Genomic DNA, 16813 nt, shown 5'->3' with positions numbered 1-16813 from the left:
GCCTCTCGTCCGAAGACGACGGGAGGCCGCTCCCGGCACGCGGCGACCACGCCGCACCGGTGACCGGCCGGCGCCGGGAGTGGACCTCTCGCGGCGGGGAATGCGCTGGTGACAGCCGCGCCGCACACGGGAGGCGGTTCATGGACTCGGACAGGAAGACGCCCGCCAACCGGGCGAGGGCGCTGCAGCGCTTCCCGCGCCACGACCGCCGCGGCGAGGCCCGGCTGCCCGCGGTGCTCGCCACCCAGGTGGCCATGCTCCTCTACCTCCTCCTGCCGGAGCAGCTGCTGTTCCTCCCTCGCTTCGTCCTGCCGGGCCTGGAACTCCTGCTGTTGATACCGCTGAACGCGGTCAACTCGCGCCGCATGACCCGGCAGAATCACTTCTCCCGGATCGTGTCGCTGACCCTGGTCGCTCTCATCGGCATTACTGACTTCGGCTTGTCAGGGTGACGTTGGGGTGTCGAGGGTCAGGCCGGTGCCGGCTATGAAGCCGTCGAGGGATTCGGGGCGGTACTGCAGGCGTTTGAGCCGGTTGCGGACAATGGCCTCGAGTCGGTCGAGGGCCATGACGGCGAGGTTCGCCAGGCTGTGCTTGACGTGTGCCCAGACCCACTCCACCGGGTTGAGGTCGGGCGAGTATGCGGGAAGCAGGAACACTGTCAGCCAGGCCCGCTCGGCGATCAAGTCGCGCATGGCGTGGGAGACGTGGGTGTTCAGGCGGTCCCAGACCAGCACGATCGGCGCCTTGACGAGGTGGTGGACACCGTCGATCAGCGCGATGAAGTCACGTTCGCCCATGCTGCGGCGCTTCCCCTTGCCCGCGGGGTGGGTGCGCAGGCGGTGGCACAGCCGGGTGCGTGAGCCGGGGCGCATGGCGATCATCCCGGCCACCGACAGCCGTCCCGACCGATGGCCGCTGACCGTTACGAAAGGGGTGCGGCCTCGCCGACCCCAGGTGCGTCCTCTGGGCGGACGGCGGGTGAAGCCTGCCTCGTCCTCGAAGCAGATGTAGCCCCCGCAGGCCGCGCGGGCGCTTTTACCTCCGTCCAGGTCGCCTCCTTCCACGTGGTGACGGCCCGCTCGTCCCGCTCGGCCACCCGACGCGCGGGTACCTGCGGACTGAAGCCGAGCCGGTGCATCAGCCTCGTCGCCCCGGACACGCTGTAGGAAACGTGGAACCTTCGCCCGATCAGCGTGGCCACCCGCGCCGCGGTCCACACCTGGTCCTCCACCCAGCCGTGTGCGGCCGGGCCCTGGTCCAGGTACGCGGCGAGTTTCTCCAGGCAGTGCGGCGACAGACGGCACTGTGACCCACCCGGGCCGCGAGAGGACAGAGCCCGCACACGCCATCACGCCACAACTGGTGCCACCGGTAGGCCGACTTTGGGCTCACCCGCAGACGCCGTGCCACTTCCGGTGGCTTGATCCTCTGCTCGAGCAGCTCGGCTGCCTGCATCCGCAACGTCTCCCGGCGCAACCGTCCCGCAGCGGTCAGCCCGCCGCCATCCGCATCATGCTGGTGTCCTGGAACGGATCGGGTGTCGGTGGGCAGCGAGCCTCCTTGCCGTCGGAGTGCTAGAAGATCACCGACGCCGGGCCGCGGTCCATGGCCGCCCGGTCGGTCGAGGCCGAGGTTTCGGACTCTCCCGGCATGGCACGCCGGTGACCTTTCACGTGGTGCTGGCTTTGTGACGCTGTGCCGGGTGCAAGGGCCTCAGGTTGTTCTCGGCCGTGGTGAGGACACCTGCTGGGCCTTCGCGCGCCCTCACCACCGGGTGTCCCTTGATGACAAGACGCGAGCCGAGCTCGAACTCTCGCACGAGCGCCGCCGTCCACCCCTCGTGGTTCACCGAGCCGCAAAGACCACCACCTGAGTTCTGTCGTGGCAGGACTCTGAAGCTGAGGGCAGCCCAACTCGGGAAACGTCGAGGAGGGCGGGAGCAGCCCTGACAGAGCCGAGGTGAATCTAGCACTGCCAGATAGAGGCATGCTCGGGCGCGCAAGTTGGAAAGGTGTACGAGAGGAACCGGTGCGTGAAGCCCCCTACTGACTTCGGCTGGTCAGGGTGAGGTTGGGGTGTCGAGGGTCAGGCCGGTGCCGGCTATGAAGCCGTCGAGGGTGTCGGGCCGGTACTGCAGGCGTTTGAGCCGGTTGCGTACGAGGGCCTCGAGTCGGTCGAGAGCCATGACGGCGAGGTTGGCCAGGCTGTGCTTGACGTGTGCCCAGACCCACTCGACGGGGTTGAGGTCGGGCGAGTAGGCGGGAAGCAGGAACACCGTCAGCCAGGCGCGCTCGGCGATCAAGTCGCGCATGGCGTGGGAGATGTGGGTGTTCAGGCGGTCCCAGACGAGAACGATCGGCGCCTTGACGAGCTGGTGGACACCGTCGACCAGGGCGATGAAGTCGCGCTCGCCCATGCTGCGGCGCTTGCCTCTGCCCGCGGGGTGGGTGATCAGGCGGTGGCACAGCCGGGTGCGCGAGCCCGGCCGCATGGCGATCATCCCGGCCACCGACAACCGTCCCGAGCGGCGGCCGCTGACCGTCACAACCGGCGTGCGGCCCCGCCGGCCCCAGGTGCGTCCTCTGGGCGGACGGCGGGTGAATCCTGCCTCGTCCTCGAAGCAGATGTAGCCCCCGCAGGCCGCCCGCGCTCTTTTACCTCCGCCCAGGTCACCTCCTTCCACGCGGTGACGGCCTGCTCGTCGCGCTCGGCCACCCGCCGGGCGGGGACCTGCGGGCTGAAGCCGAGCCGGTGCATCAGCCTCGTTGCCCCGGACACGCTGTAGGAAAGGTGGAACTTCCGCCCGATCAGCGTGGCCACCCGCGCCGCGGTCCACACCTGGTCCTCCACCCAGCCGTGTGCGGCCGGGCCCTGGTCCAGGTATGCGGCGAGTTTCTCCAGGCAGCGCGGCGACAGACGGCACCGCGACCCACCCGGGCCTCGAGAGGCCAGAGCCTGCACACCGCCATCGCGCCACAACTGGTGCCACTGGTAGGCCGACTTCGGGCTCACCCGCAGACGCCGGGCCACTTCCGGCGGCTTGATCCTCTGCTCGAACAGCTCGGCCGCCTGCATCCGCAGCGACTCCCGGCGCACCCGTCCCGCGGCGGTCAGCCCGCCCCCATCCGCATACCTCACACACCACCGGATACAACCACCGCAGCGAGCCCGTCAGGCAATTCGGGACAGTTCACCCTGACGAGCCGAAGTCAGTAACTGTCCCTACCAGCTCCAACCTGGTGGATATGGGCTGGGTGCGGTGCGTATCCATCACTCTGGTCTGACGATGGATAACTTTCGATCCGGCATCGTCGCCGGATCGGGAGGCCACGGTGAATGTCCACGGCGTAGCCGTGGCGATGCCGCGGGGGTAAAGCCGGGCACCTCCTCCAGCGATCGAACAGTCGGTGAACACGGGAACCGTCTTGGATGCGCCACGGGCCGTACCGCCAGTACGGATATCCGGCTGGGCTCGTTGTCAGCTGAACCATCCAAGGCGGGGCGGAGCCGCCGTAGTAGTCCGAGGCCGGGAAAGCCGGTCACATGGCGAAGGGTGGCAGCGGAGGACAGCAGGGGAGGGATTTCAATGCTCGGAGACGTTGAGGTGAATTCCGCGACTCCGCAAGGGGGCCTTGGCCCTCACATGCGGGTACGAGAGATGCAGGCCAAGCTGAACTGTTGGGCGACGGCCGACAGGGGCCGTTGTTTTGGTGATCTGTTCAACCTGGTGCACGACCCGGGATTCCTGACGGTTGCTTGGGAACGGGTCGCGGGCAACACCGGAGCCCGAACTGCCGACGTCGACCGGGCCACGGTCTGGTACATCGCGGAGCAGGTCGGAGTGGAAGCGTTCCTGGCCCACATCCGCACCCAGCTCAGGGAAGGGTCGTTCCGTCCCTCGCCCGTGCTGGAGCGGAAGATTCCGAAGGCCGGGGGGAAGCTGCGCAGTCTTGGCATTCCCACGGTGCGGGACCGAGTGGTGCAGGCAGCGCTGAAGCTGGTCATGGAGCCGATCTTCGAGGCGGACTTCGAGCCCGTCTCCTACGGTTTCAGGCCCAACCGGCGAGCACATGACGCAATCGCCGAGATCTACTTCTACGGCACTCACGGATACCGCTGGGTGCTGGACGCGGACATCGAAGCGTGCTTCGACTCGATCGATCACAATGCTCTGATGGGCCGGCTCCGGAAGAGGATCAAGGACAAGAAAGTGCTGGCCCTGGTGAAATCCTTCCTGAAATCGGGGGTCATGACTGAATCCGGCCTCCGGCAAGGGGAGTTCACCGGCACTCCACAAGGAGGCATCCTGTCGCCTCTCCTTGCCAACATCGCTCTGAGTGCTCTGGACGAGCACTTTGCGGAGCAGTGGAATGAATGGGGCCAGGTTGAGCAGGAACGACGGAAACGAAAGGGGCTGGCGACCTGGCGCATCGTCCGCTACGCGGACGACTTCGTCGTCATGGCCAACGGAACCCGCGAAGACGTCGAGGCGCTCCGCACCAAGGTTCTCAGGAGGTCTTGGCCTCTCTAGGTCTGCGCCTGTCCGAGGCGAAGACCAGAGTGGTGAACATGCAGGATGGGTTCGACTTCCTCGGCTTCCACATTAAGTGGAAGCGTAAGAGGGGAACGGGAAAGTGGTACGTCTCCACGTTCATCGCGGACAAGCCAGTCCGCGAGTTCAAGCGGAAGATCCGATCGCTGACCCACAGGAAGAATCAGCACGAGTTCGGGACACTCCTCTACCGGATCAATCAGATCCAGCGAGGATGGGCCAACTACTTCAAGCACGCGGTCGCCAAGCACACGTTCAACCGGCTTCGGGCATTCGTCTGGTGGCGGGTTGTCAACTGTGTGATGTACCGCTATCGGCTGACGTGGACGGCGTTCCGACGACGGTTCAAAGGCCCATACGGCTGGAGAGCCTTGGCATTGGATGACGTCCAGCTGTTCGACATCTCGGCGGTGGCCGTGAGTCGCTACCGGTGGAGAGGCAGCAGGATTCCCTCACCCTGGCCAGTCAAGATCGCCACGAAGACAGCGTGACTCCGTGGAGAGCCGGATGCTCGGAGACGGGCACGTCCGGTTCGGTGAGCGGCTTGGGGAACGGGCTCGGAGAGATCCGGGTACCGCGCCCCAAGCCGACTCTCCATCACGAACGCCGATCGGGCGTGGGTCTCTGCACACCATCGAGGACCTGCCCTGCCCCATCGTGTCGACCCCCGCCAGGGCCTGACCGACGCTGACTATGCCGTTCTCGACAACTGGCTGCGAAGGACCACCGGGGCGCCCCCGCCGCATGCTGCGGTGTGAAGCCGACTCACCCCCGGTGGACCTGTCGTCGGGAGAGAACTCGGTCCACGTCCCGCCCTCCTCGACCACGGCTTCGTCCGCGACCGAGCCGAACAGGCCTACCTGGAAGCCCGCCTCGAAGGGGGCGATCGCGATGTCTCGGTACTGCCGCTCAGAAACGGCACCCAGTCACTCGGCACGCGGTAGCCGGGCCGTGTCGATCGCCTTCTCCTCGCCCCCGCCGTGGCGCCGGTGAACTGGACATTCGAATCTCGTCGCAGGCCGGCCTCGTCGAACCACTGGAGCACGGCGCGCGCCACCGTTCCGGGACTGCCAGCCGCCGTCGCCGCTCCGACTCCGTGACGAACCGGCCGAACGGTACGGGCCTACCGGGCCGGTGGCCGAAGGCGGTCAGGAGGACGCAGCCGTGCTCCACGGCTTGTGCGCCGAGCGTCAACTACCGGTGCACGCACGGGACATCGGGTGGCCGGCCCGGGAGCTAGCTTCAACGGGACGCCAGACGTCGAGCCGATCCCCTGAGACCTCGGCAGCCGGTCCTTCCGCCTGAGCGAGGGCAGCTGAGTGATCCCGACCGAGAGGAACCCGAAGATGTCCAAGACCACTACGAAGCGCAGGTGGAGGGCGGCGACGTCGCGCCGCGCGCAGACCGCGGCCGCGGCCGCCCTCGCCGCAGGCGTGCTGCTGGTGGCCGTGGCGCCGGCCCCGGCGACCGCGGCGGAGCTGGACTGGCACGGCGTCGGGGTGAGCAGCCTGTCCTACATGAAGTCGGTGACCGTCAACGGCAACACGTACGACGTCACGCGAGGCCTCGACAACGGTATCTGGTTCCGTTTCAACAACGGCGCCTGGCGGGAACTGGGCGGCCTCCAGGGGCGCACGAACTATGCGCCGGCCATTGTGCAGTTCCAGGACCGCGTCATGGTCGCCCACCAGGGGACGGACGGCCAGATCTACTGGACCGTCGTGCAGAACCCGGCCTCGAACCAGTGGGAGCCGTGGCACCGGATCGAGGGTGACGCCGCCGCCTGGGGCGGCATCTCACTCGAAAGCCTCGGCAGCACCGTGCTCTTCGACTGGGCGGACGTCCACGGCCTCTACCGGATCACCTCGGTGCACGCCCGGCCCGACGGCACCCGATCGCAGACCGGCATCAGCTACCCGAACGGCCAGTGGCACGTGGGCCCGCAGGGCGGCGGCACTACGGGCATCCGCCGGCCCAGCCCCATCATGGCCTGGAACGAGGCGGCCGGCGCCGAGATGGAGCGCATCTACCTCGTCGGGACCGACAACCACGTCTGGCAGGCGTGGCGCAACCCCGGCACCGGAGCGACAGGGAACATCACCCAGGTACCGGGCGGAGGCGTATGCACCTCCGGGGTGTCGGCGGCCCGCCTGGGCTACCAGGACTACACGGTGTCTCCCGGCAATGCGGCGTACGCCAACCAACGCCGGCAGATGCTTGCCTGCATCGGAGGTGACGGCTACGTCTGGATCAACACCTCCTCCACCGGTGGTGAGGCGTGGGACGGCTGGCGACGCCCCAGTGGAGCCCTGGCACCGTCCACGGACACGCCCGCGATCAATGCCACGACCAGCCAGTTCACCCTGACCGTCAGCTGGAACGGTGCGCGAAGCACCCAATTCCCCGACCACGCCATCGTCGAGAAGAGGCTCTGGTAACGGGGAGACCCACCCCTGATCCCGGGGCTCCGTTCCTCGCCAGGCGCTGGCGCGCACGATCCGGAACAGGTCGACCATCTGTGGAACGCGGGCGTGTCACCACTGGGTGACACGCGGCGCGTCCGGTCCGTGCCGCTGCCAGGCCTCGGCGAGGCGGGCGAGGCGGGTGGGGGCGGCGATGCCGCGTACGGTCGCGATCCTGCCATTGCTGAGGTCGAACGTCATGCTGCCGACGACCTGGTCGCCGAGCACGAAGAGGATGGCGGGGGCGCCGTTGACGAGCGCGTAGTGGAAGGCGAGTGGGCCACCGGCACGTCGTCGGCTCGCTGCCGTGGGCCTTGAAGCCGGCCCGTGCGACGGCGGCGATGCGCTGCGGGGAGTCGTACCGCAGCAGCTTCTCGGCCAGGCCGGCGCCGTTGGAGTTGGAGACCGCGGTCGCGTCGTCGGTGAGCAGCGCCACCAGCCGTTCGGTGCAGGCCGGACGTGGCTGGAGTCGATCACCGCCCGGGACCAGTCGAGCTGCCCAGCGGCCCGGAGCTTTCGCAACAGGACCAGATGGAGCCGGTCCCACACGCCGGCCTCGTTCCAGGCGGCCAGGCGCCGCCAGCAGGTCATGCCCGAACCGAAGCCGAGCTCCTGGGGCAGGTACTCCCACTGGATGCCGGTGTGCAGCACGAACAGGATCCCGCACAGCGCCTGCCGGTCCGGAACACGAGGTCGCCCCTGCTTCAGCTTCGGCGCCGGCCCGGGCAACAACGGCTCGATCAAGCGTGATCGTCTGTTTCTAACGGTATGTCGCCTATTGCCCTACGATGCCCCTCGGTTTCGGAGGAACCCGACCCGAGGGGCGACGCCCATGCTGAATCTGGCTGAGCTGGGACTGCTCGGTCTCGCCTGCTACCGAGGCACCCAACTGGTAGTACATGACACGATCCTCGACCGCTCCGGGACCGGGTCCTCGACTGGCACGAGGAGAAGCCCGAGTCCAGCACCCGGGACTTGCTGCTCACCCTGATCTCCTGCGTCTACTGCACCGGATGGTGGGTGGCCGGCCTACCGGGAGAAGTTCGGCGACGTCCGGGTGCCCTACGCCTACCGGGCGCCGTCCGGACACCGGCTCGGGGCTCATTGTCATCCCGTGCCCGGTCGGGCGACGGGCCCTGTGCGCAGAAATTCATCATAGATTTGATGCAGCAGAACTGCATATCGATAGTGGGCGTCGACAACTTCTCGCTCTTCGATGGCCATGCTTTCGCCGAATCGTTCCAGGCGAGAGATGATCCCATCAAGCAACCCCATGACGTCCGCACGGCTCGGCCTGAATATCCCCTCATCGACAAAGAGGATCACCTGGGTCACATGTTCGTCGGCGAGGGCTAGGTCGCCATGAATGAGTGCAAGGTTCTCCCCTGCGCGTAACACATTCTCACCGCGGCGTAGGCTGGGAAACGGCAAGGATCGCCAGAGGGCGTAGCTCTCCATGAAATCCGACAATAGCTCGCACCTCTCATTAGTCGGCGGCATACCAGAAGCTTACAGGTTTGCCGCCGGGGCCAATGATCCCACCCCTACCCGTCTGGGGGTGCACGTACTTTATCCCTTGCGCACCGTCCGCCAGCGTCTCCAGGTAGGCCTTGAGCCCCCACTTCCCTCCTGGCCGGGCGATTTCCGTCGCCCAGTCTTGCGCATCCTGGAGGTACTGCTCACGCGTGATACCGCGCGCCTTTGCATGCTTGTCCCAGTGGTATTCAAACTGATCCTGAGAGGATCTGCCGCTGGGGTTATGGAAGACGTCGTCGATCTTCTTGGTGCACAATCCCGAATTGTGCACCAGTACGGGCGCCGCGCCAGCGAGTACATAGTACGTGTGGAGGTCCCGTACCGTGAGATTATAGGCGGCCTGGAGGGTTGCCCGGTGGTCGGTGGCGACGATCTCCACGGCGCCGGCGGACGGCGTCCTCAGTCGGTTCCCGGTTTCGAGGTCGGCTGCGTCGATCCAGGCCTTCGCGGTTTCCGACCAGAAGGGGTGGTGGTCGGTGGCGGTGAGGCTTTGGACGGTGCCGTCCTCGACCTGGATCCGAAGGTCTGTGAACGCTTTGTCGTCGGGTGTGTAGATGACTGCGTCGACCGGGCGGGAAGCGGTTTCGCCGGTGAGTGGGTCAGTGGCAAGGACCTGTTCCCCGGTGGAGACTCGTTCGATCGGCTTGGTGGTTCCGTCGGCCATAAGAACGCGGGTGCCGGGCGGGAAGCTGTTCTTCAGGCAGGACCCGGGGATCCTGGCGAACAGCTTTTTGAGGAAGTCGACGACTTTCCCTGATCCGGGTACCTTCTCAGCCCATTTGGCGAGTTTGGCGATCGCTAGCGCGTCGCCGGCGAGGGGGATAGCCCCGGCGCAGGCGAGCAGGGCGTTCTCGACGTCCTTCTGCAGGCCGTAGAGGCCGCAGTTGATCAGGTCGGCAATGTCCCCGAAGCCGGGGAAGAACCCGGCGACGTCGAGGAGCTTGTGAAGCCCGTCTATCCCCTCGTCGAGGACCTTGTCGACCAGGTCGCCGAGCCAACCGCCCGAACTGTCGTCCCTGGCCTGCTTGCGCAGTTCCGCCTCGATGGCGGCGAGGGCGTCCTGCTTCTGCTGTTCGGCCCGCTGTTTCGCTTCGGCGCCGCGGTTCTCGGCGGCGCGGCGGGCGGCCTCCTGCTCGGCCGTGACCATGTCGGTGTAGGACTTGAAGGCCTGGAGCCAGGCCTTTGCGGCGGTCTCGAAGTCCTGACCGGCCTCCTGCGCGGCGGTCCGGGCCGTCGCTGCGGACTCGTAGGCGCTCTCGGCGGACCAGCTCGCCCATGAAGCCGAGGCCTGGGCCTGCCGGGAGGAGTACTCGGCCGACGCCTGCGCCCGGCGCGCGCTTCCCTCGGCGGCCGTGGCGGTCCGGGCCGCGGCGGCGGCGCTGTTGGCGCTGGCCTCGGCCTGTTGGGCCTTCGCGCGGGCGTCGGCGGCGTAGCCAGCTGCGCGGTCGGCGTGCTGGCGGGCCTGGACGGCGTAGCCGTTGGCCTCGGCGGCCGCCTGGCGGGCGATGGCGGCGGCCTGTGCGGCCTCGGCGGCGCTCTGCTGGGCGTAGGCGGCGACGGCGGAGGCTTCGGCGATAAGGCGCTGAATCTCGGCGATATGGGTGGCGGCGAGTTGGTCCTTGCGCGCGGCGGTGTACTGCCCGGTCTCGACGAAGGCGCGCAGGACTGTCGGTGGTCCTTCGAGGGCGATGCGTGCGGCGGCCTTGACCTCGGGGCCGCCGGTGCTGGCGAGTTGGGTGGCTTGGACCTGGTCGTCGCTGATCTGGGCGGTGTAGCGGCCGCGGGTGAGGAAGTCGCGCAGACCGGTGAGCGGGCCGTTGAGGGCGGCGCGTGCGGCCTGTTGCACGCCGGGGCCGCTGCTGGCGACGAGCTGGGTGACGCTGATCTGAAGGTCGGGCGCGGCCACCTGGTACTGGCCGGTGTTCAGGAACGCGGTGACCGCGGGCGGGCCATCCGTGACGGCCTGGGTGGCGGCGGCGCGCACGGCCGGTAGTTCGGAGTCGATGGCGAGGGCGCTCGCGCGTTCGCGCTCGTCCATCTCGATGGCCCGGCGGCGTCCGGTCGTCAGGTACTCCAGGACGGCACTGCCCGGGCCGGAGAGTGCGGCGCGGGCGGCGGCGGTTCCCCAGGCGTCCGAGATCTGCATCGAGAGCAGGGCCAGCTTGCGTCCGTCCGTCATGATGCGCGCCGTGTCGGCGCCCGGCTGCACGAGCGCGGCGGCCAGGCGATCAGCCTCGTCCTTGACCCGGCGAATTTGCTGGACGGCCTCGCCCGCTGCGGCCTGCTTGGTCTCGTAGGCGGCCTTGGCATCCCTCGCCTTCTCCACCGCCGCGGCGGTGCGGGAGTTGAGGTCTTCCGCTTCCGCACGCCGCGCGAGGTCCTGCACCGCATTGGCCGCGTCGACGGCGTCGCTCGACTCCTTGGCGGCCACCTGTGCGGCGTCCGCATGGGCGGTGGCCACCTGCGCGGCCTGGGACGCCTCGGTCGCGTGCTGCGCCGCTTCGTCGGCGGCGGCTGCCGCGGCGCGGGCGTGGGTGGCGGCGGATGCGGCCAGGGTCCGGGCACTGGCGGCGGCCTTCGCCGCGTCCGCCGCCAGTGCCCTGGCGGCGCCGGCGGCGCGTGCGGCTTCCTGGGCGTGGCGGCGGGTGGCTGCGGCGGCGGCTTTCGCCCGGGCCGACTGCGCGCCGGCCTGGCCCGCGAAGTCGCCGGCCTGATCGGCGGAGTCGGCGGAGGCCAGCGCGTTGCGGCCGGCGCTCTCTGCGGCGTCGGCCGCGTCCCGGCCGGCCGCTGCGGCGGCGTTGGCCTGGGTCAGCGCTTGGGCGGAGACTTCTGCGGCGGCTGCCGCGGTGGCGGCGGCGGTCGCCGCCTGGGCTGCGGCGCCCGCCCGCGAGCGGTCGGAGACGGCGGCCGCGGCGGCTGACCGTGCGTTGGACGCGGCCTGCGCGGCGCCGGCCGCGGCGTACGCGGCCTGGGAGGCGGCACTGGCGGCGGCGCGCGCCGAGTTCGTCGCCGCCTGTGAGGCCTTCACGGCGGTTTGCGCGGCGCGACCGGCCCGCTCCGTGGCATCGGCCGCCCGTGCGGCGGCCGCCGCAGCCTTGACGCTGTCGTTGCGCGCGGCCTCCGTCTCCGCGGCCGCCCTCGCCGTTGCTTCCTTTGCCAGGGCGGCGGCGGCCAGTGCCTGCGCGGCGGACGCCTTCGCCGCCTCGGTCTCACGGACCGCCTGGGCGCCGGCCTCCTGGGCCTGTTGGGCCAGCTGGGCCACGGTGGTGCGCTCCGCATCGCGGGCGCGGGCGACGTGCTGGCCGACGGTGAGGAACTCATGGACGTCGTCGGCTGTGCCGTTGATCGCCAGGCGGGCGGCGGCCTGCGTGTTGGGTCCGCCCTGGCTGAGGACCTGGACCAGTTGTACGCGGTCGTCGGCGTCCCGGGCCGTGTACTGGCCGTCGTTCAGGAACGCGTCGACGTCGTCCTCAGTACCGTTGAGCGCGGCCTGCCCGGCCTCCCTGACGCCCGGTCCGGCCCCGTTCATCAGCTGGGCGACCCGGACCTGCTGGTCGGCCTTCAGCGGTTCACGCCATCCCCCGTCGAGAAACGCCGCGAGTTCCTGGGGCGTACCGGCCAGCGCCCGGCGCGCCGCCTCCTGCACGCCGGCCCCTCCTGCGGAGTGGATCTGGGCCGCGGCGACCTGGTCGTCCTGGATCCGGGCAGGTACCTGCTCGCTGTCCAGGAAGTGGCGCACGTCGGCATCCGAGCCGGTAAGCGCGGCCTCCGCCGCGGCCTTGACCCCGGGGCCACCCTCCTGCCAGAAGAGCACCACCCGGGCGCGGTCCGTCAATGGCGCCGGCTGCCCGTCGCCGTCGGTCGCCGTGGCGGGGTTGGTCCCCAACAGCCCCGCGACGAGGGCCAGCGGCAGCATCCCCAGCCACACCCGGCCCATGCCCGCCAGCACCCGGCGTCGCCTTCTGCGCATGGCGAAGCCACCCCACCCGTGCGTCACGAGAAACCCCCCCAATCTCCCTCAGGCCTCGTTCGAGCACGGCCTGGCTATTGGCATCACCTGAGAGCAGAGCACGAATTCACTGGCCCAGTCCAGCCCTGGCAGAAATATTCCGCGCGGCTGGAATCGGAATCCGTGAAAGAAGTTCCCCGCCTCAGTCTCCGAGTGGGCGACAGGAATGCCGAACGCGGAGAACTGGGGCCAATGGTGCTGGCGGGACGGATGAGGCAGGCGGTGACACCTTGCCGGACATCGGGCAGTATGGGCGGCCATACGCGGATTTCCGCACGTGCCGGCGATATCCGGGACCAGGTGGCAATAGCAACTCTTGACTTTCCTTTGATGATCCCCTCAGGGTGGAGGGTGCGTTCTTCGCGTCCCAGCGCCCCGAGATGTCGGCGAAAGAGGACGTGACCTTAGTCCTTTTGACGCCTGCAAACCTGTTCGCATGATCAGTCCAGAAAGGGAATCGGATGAGTCTTCGCATGCGCAGTCGGCTGACAGCTGCCACTTTTGCCGTCGCTGTCACCTTCACCGCCGTGGCCGCCGCGTCGGCCGACTCCTCCTCAGCCGCCTCCGCCGCCCAGACGGCCCCCGTCGCCGCGTCGGCCACCGCCGACGACGCGACCCCGCCGCCGGCGGTCGAGGACTTCACCTATCCGGGCGCCAGCCCCTTCCCGAACCTGAAGCTCCTACGGGGCGACGGCCACATCCTCCTCGCCGACTGCAACACCACCACCCAAATCCAGCTCTGGAGCCGGGCCGTCCCCAACCCGGCCGGCGGCCCCTCGGTCTGCTTCCGGGTGAACGGCACCGTCGGCCAGCTCACCCTCGAACTGCCGCAGACCTTCCTCATCCAGACCAACGACCGCGCGGTTCGCGCCAACCTCACCGCCGACGGCGTCGCCCAAACCGTCGACGTGCCCAAGGGCGGCATAACCGGCGTCGGCGAAGGCGTCGGCCAGAAGCCGACCATGCTCGTCGAACTCCGCGTCACCGGCTGACCGGGCGCGCCCCCAACCCCTTACCGAGTCACCCACCGGTCGGAACGGCAACGAAGGAAGCCCATCCCATGTTTCACTTCCGCACACGTACGGCCTGGACGACCGGGGCTGTCACGACCGTCGCCCTGACAGCTGCCCTGCTGGCCGGGACGCCCGCTCCTGCTCTCAGTGGCGACGTCGTGGCGGCGGGGTCCTACGCGTTCACGGCCAAGCTGGACATCGGTGACGGCAAGCGTGCCTGCTCCGGCGCGTTGGTCGATCCGTTCTGGGTCGTCACCGCCGCCTCCTGCTTCGCCGACGACCCTGCCCAGCCGACGACCGTCCCTGCCGGTCCGCCGACACTGAAGGCCGTCGTCACCATCGGCCGCGCCGACCTCACCACCGCCACGGGTCAGGTCCGGGACATCGTCGAACTCGTCCCCCGTACCGACCGCGACCTCGTGCTCGCCCGGCTCGCCACTCCCGTCACCGACATCACCCCGGTGGCCGTGGCCACGGCCGCTCCCACCGCCGGTGAGGAACTCCGGGTGACGGGCTACGGCCGCACCAGGACCGAGTGGGTGCCCGACAAGCTCCACAGCGCCCTCTTCACCGTCGGCGCCGTCGACCCGACCGGCCTCGCCATCACCGCCAAGGCCCCAGTCGACGCCACCGTCTGCAAGGGCGACACCGGCGGCCCCGCACTACGGCAGGTCGGCGACCACTACGAACTCGCCGCCCTCAACAGCCGCTCCTGGCAGAACGGCTGCCTCGGCTCCACCGAAACCACCCGCACCGGCGCCTACGACACCCGCACCGACGACCTCAACGAATGGATCCAGCAGACCCGCGCCGTCGACTGGAAGACCCCCCTCGTCAACACCAACAGCGGCAAGTGCCTGGAGATCGACAGCTCCCTCATGACCGATGGCGCCCCCGCCCAGCAGTGGACCTGCCACAGCCTGCCCACCGCCCGCTGGATCTTCCACTGGGCCGGCGACGGCTGGGAGGTACGCAACTCCAACAGCGGCGAGGCCCTGGAGATCGAGGATTCCCTCACTGCCGAAGGCGCCCGCGCCCAACAGTGGACTTTCCACAACATCCCCACCCAGAAGTGGGACCTCGTCAGCGCCGTCGGCGGCTACGCCCTGAAGAACCGCAACAGCGGCAAGGTCCTGGAGATCGACGACTCGCTCAAGACCGACGGCGCCCGCGCCCAACAGTGGACCTTCTACAACATCCCCACCCAGAAATGGTCCTTCTCGTACTGACTCCCCCGGAAGCGTTCAGTGCGAGCGGCACGGGGCCGGCCGGGGATATCGACGTAGGAGTAGGCGGCGGCCAGGCGCCCGCCGTGCAGGTTCAGCAAGCCCGTCTCAGTGACCGAGGCCCACACGCTGTCAAGGCCGACAGGGCCGACAAGGGGGAGATCCTGATGTTCCGCTCACGCCCACGCGCCACGTGGATAGCCGGGCTGGTCACTGCTGCCACGGCCACGTGTGTCCTGCCTGCCGGTACGCCGGCCGGTGCTGTCGCCGGTGACATCGCGACGGCGGGTTCGTACGCCTTCACCGCCAAACTGGACATCGGCACCGGCGCACGGTCCTGCAGCGGCGCGCTCGTCGACCCGTACTGGATCATCACCGCCGCCTCCTGCTTCGCCGACGACCCCGCCCGGCCGGCGACTGTCCCCGCCGGCCCGCCCGCCCTCAGAACCACCGTCACCGTGGGCCGCACCGACCTCACCACCGCCGCGGGTCAGGTCCGGGACGTCGTCGAACTCGCCCCCCGTACCGACCGCGACCTCGTACTCGCCCGGCTCGCCACTCCCGTCACCGACATCACCCCGGTGGCCGTGGCCACGGCCGCTCCCACCGCCGGTGAGGAACTCCGGGTGACGGGCTACGGCCGCACCAGGACCGAGTGGGTGCCCGACAAGCTCCACAGCGCCCTCTTCACCGTCGGCGCCGTCGACCCGACCGGCCTCGCCATCACCGCCAAGGCCCCGGCGGACGCCACCGTCTGCAAGGGCGACACCGGCGGCCCCGCACTACGGCAGGTCGGCGACCACTACGAACTCGCCGCCCTCAACAGCCGCTCCTGGCAGAACGGCTGCCTAGGCTCCACCGAAACCACCCGCACCGGCGCCTACAACACCCGCACCGACGACCTCGGTACCTGGATCCAGCAGACCACCTCCGCCTGGGCCGCCACCGTCCGGTCCGGGAACCGCGGCACCGTCTACAACCCGGACACCAGGACCGCCGAGATCTTCACACTGCGGACCGACGGCGCCATGATCCACGCCTACAACACCAACGGCGAGGGCTGGTCGGGCTGGCACGTCCTCGGCGACGGCGCGCGGTTCGTCGGCGAACCGGCCGTCGTCCACAACCCGGTCACCAACACCCTGGAGGTGTTCGCGACCGGCACCGACGGCTCGATGTACCGGGCCGCGTGGAGCCGGGCCACCGGCTGGACCCCGTGGACCCTGACAGGTGACTGGAAGTTCCGCGGTGACCCGACCACCGTCTACAACCCGGACACCAGAACGGCCGAGGTCTTCGCTCTGCGGGCCGACGGCGTGATGGCACACCTCTACAACACCAACGGCGAGGGCTGGTCCGGCTGGTACGCGCTGGACCCCGGGGCCCGGTTCGCCGGCGAACCGGCCGTTGTCCAGAATCCGATCACCAACTCGCTCGAGGTGTTCGCCACCGGCACCGACGGCTCGATGTACCGGGCCGCGTGGAGCCGGGCCACCGGCTGGACCCCGTGGGCGATGACTGGTGACTGGAAGTTCCGCGGCGACGCCTCCACGGTCTACAACCCGGACACCAGAACGGCCGAGGTGTTCGCTCTGCGGACCGACGGCGTCATGGCGCACCTCTACAACACCAACGGCGAGGGCTGGTCCGGCTGGTACGCCCTCAACCCCGGAGGCGCGTTCGTCGGGGTGCCGGCCGTCCTCCACAACCCGGTCGCCAGCACCCTGGAGGTGTTCGCGACCGGCACCGACGCCTCGATGTACCGGGCCACGTGGAGCCGGGCCACCGGCTGGACGCCCTGGACCATGACCGGCAACTGGAAGTTCGGCAGTTCCCCCGCCGCGGTCTACAACCCCGACACCAGAACGGCCGAGGTCTTCGGCCAGGGCACCGACGGCGTCATGGCCCACGCCTACAACACCAACGGCGGTGGCTGGTCCGGCTGGTCCGTGGTCGGCCAGATCCCCGCGACAGGCTGACCGCACCCGTGATCCCCGGCCGGGACACCAGCA

Annotated in this window: 10 protein-coding genes and 3 pseudogenes; 7 read left to right on the top strand and 6 right to left on the bottom strand. The window is 69.1% G+C overall.

The genetic code is table 11. The annotated features are described in order from the left end of the window. The first annotated feature begins 140 nt into the window (after positions 1-140). A complete protein-coding gene (locus OG618_RS36225) occupies positions 141-452 on the top strand; it encodes a hypothetical protein (protein ID WP_329491868.1) in 312 nt (103 codons plus the stop codon). Here the strand turns inward: OG618_RS36225 and OG618_RS38130 are convergent. After that, a pseudogene (locus OG618_RS38130) lies at positions 444-1554 on the bottom strand (IS630 family transposase). The gene OG618_RS36225 and the pseudogene OG618_RS38130 overlap by 9 nt on opposite strands. 508 nt (positions 1555-2062) lie before the next feature. Then, positions 2063-3141, bottom strand: a protein-coding gene (locus OG618_RS38125) for an IS630 family transposase (protein ID WP_442906872.1) whose coding sequence is annotated in 2 segments (ribosomal slippage) — positions 2063-2640 and positions 2640-3141 — 1080 coding nt in all. Because the reading frame shifts where the segments join, the coding sequence is not laid out codon by codon here. 520 nt (positions 3142-3661) lie between these two features. On the opposite strand from OG618_RS38125, the gene OG618_RS36195 reads away from it, so the two are divergent. The 3 genes from OG618_RS36195 (at position 3662) to OG618_RS36185 (ending at position 6993) form a co-directional block, all read left to right on the top strand. After that, complete coding sequence (locus tag OG618_RS36195; protein WP_329491866.1) at positions 3662-4534, top strand: reverse transcriptase domain-containing protein; 873 nt, start codon at positions 3662-3664, stop codon at positions 4532-4534. Between the two features lie 38 nt (positions 4535-4572). Continuing rightward, on the top strand, positions 4573-5046 hold the full coding sequence (locus OG618_RS36190; RefSeq protein ID WP_329492403.1) for a group II intron maturase-specific domain-containing protein: 474 nt from the start codon (positions 4573-4575) through the stop codon (positions 5044-5046). Positions 5047-5901: 855 nt separating this feature from the next. Next, entirely contained in the window at positions 5902-6993 is a 1092-nt protein-coding gene (locus tag OG618_RS36185) for a hypothetical protein (RefSeq protein ID WP_329491865.1), read from the top strand. A 96-nt stretch (positions 6994-7089) separates the two neighbouring features. Here OG618_RS36185 and OG618_RS36180 read toward each other — a convergent pair. The 4 genes and pseudogenes from OG618_RS36180 to OG618_RS36165 form a co-directional block, all read right to left on the bottom strand. Further along, positions 7090-7465: pseudogene (locus OG618_RS36180) on the bottom strand (RNA polymerase subunit sigma-70); the annotation flags it as partial. Continuing rightward, a pseudogene (locus OG618_RS36175) lies at positions 7387-7761 on the bottom strand (transposase); the annotation flags it as partial. The pseudogenes OG618_RS36180 and OG618_RS36175, both read right to left, overlap by 79 nt. Before the next feature lie 363 nt (positions 7762-8124). Next, positions 8125-8475, bottom strand: coding sequence for a hypothetical protein (locus OG618_RS36170; RefSeq protein WP_329491864.1), 351 nt, complete (start codon positions 8473-8475; stop codon positions 8125-8127). Positions 8476-8503: 28 nt separating this feature from the next. Then, on the bottom strand, positions 8504-12502 hold the full coding sequence (locus tag OG618_RS36165; protein ID WP_329491863.1) for a polymorphic toxin-type HINT domain-containing protein: 3999 nt from the start codon (positions 12500-12502) through the stop codon (positions 8504-8506). 533 nt (positions 12503-13035) lie between these two features. On the opposite strand from OG618_RS36165, the gene OG618_RS36160 reads away from it, so the two are divergent. From OG618_RS36160 to OG618_RS36150, 3 genes are all read left to right on the top strand, one after another. Beyond that, the gene (locus tag OG618_RS36160; protein ID WP_329491862.1) at positions 13036-13554 is read left to right on the top strand and encodes a hypothetical protein; all 519 of its coding nucleotides are present in this window, start codon (positions 13036-13038) and stop codon (positions 13552-13554) included. 68 nt (positions 13555-13622) lie between these two features. Next, positions 13623-14804: an RICIN domain-containing protein gene (locus tag OG618_RS36155; RefSeq protein ID WP_329491861.1), complete on the top strand. Its 1182-nt coding sequence runs from the start codon at positions 13623-13625 to the stop codon at positions 14802-14804. A gap of 164 nt (positions 14805-14968) precedes the next feature. Further along, entirely contained in the window at positions 14969-16780 is a 1812-nt protein-coding gene (locus OG618_RS36150; protein ID WP_329491860.1) for a trypsin-like serine protease, read from the top strand. The last annotated feature ends 33 nt before the right edge of the window (positions 16781-16813 follow it).

Origin of the sequence: Kitasatospora sp. NBC_01246 (genome assembly GCF_036226505.1) — a bacterium.
Classification (GTDB): Bacteria; Actinomycetota; Actinomycetes; order Streptomycetales; family Streptomycetaceae; genus Kitasatospora.
The sequence above is the reverse complement of the archived record's forward strand: the minus strand, read 5'-3'. Positions and strand labels throughout refer to the sequence as shown.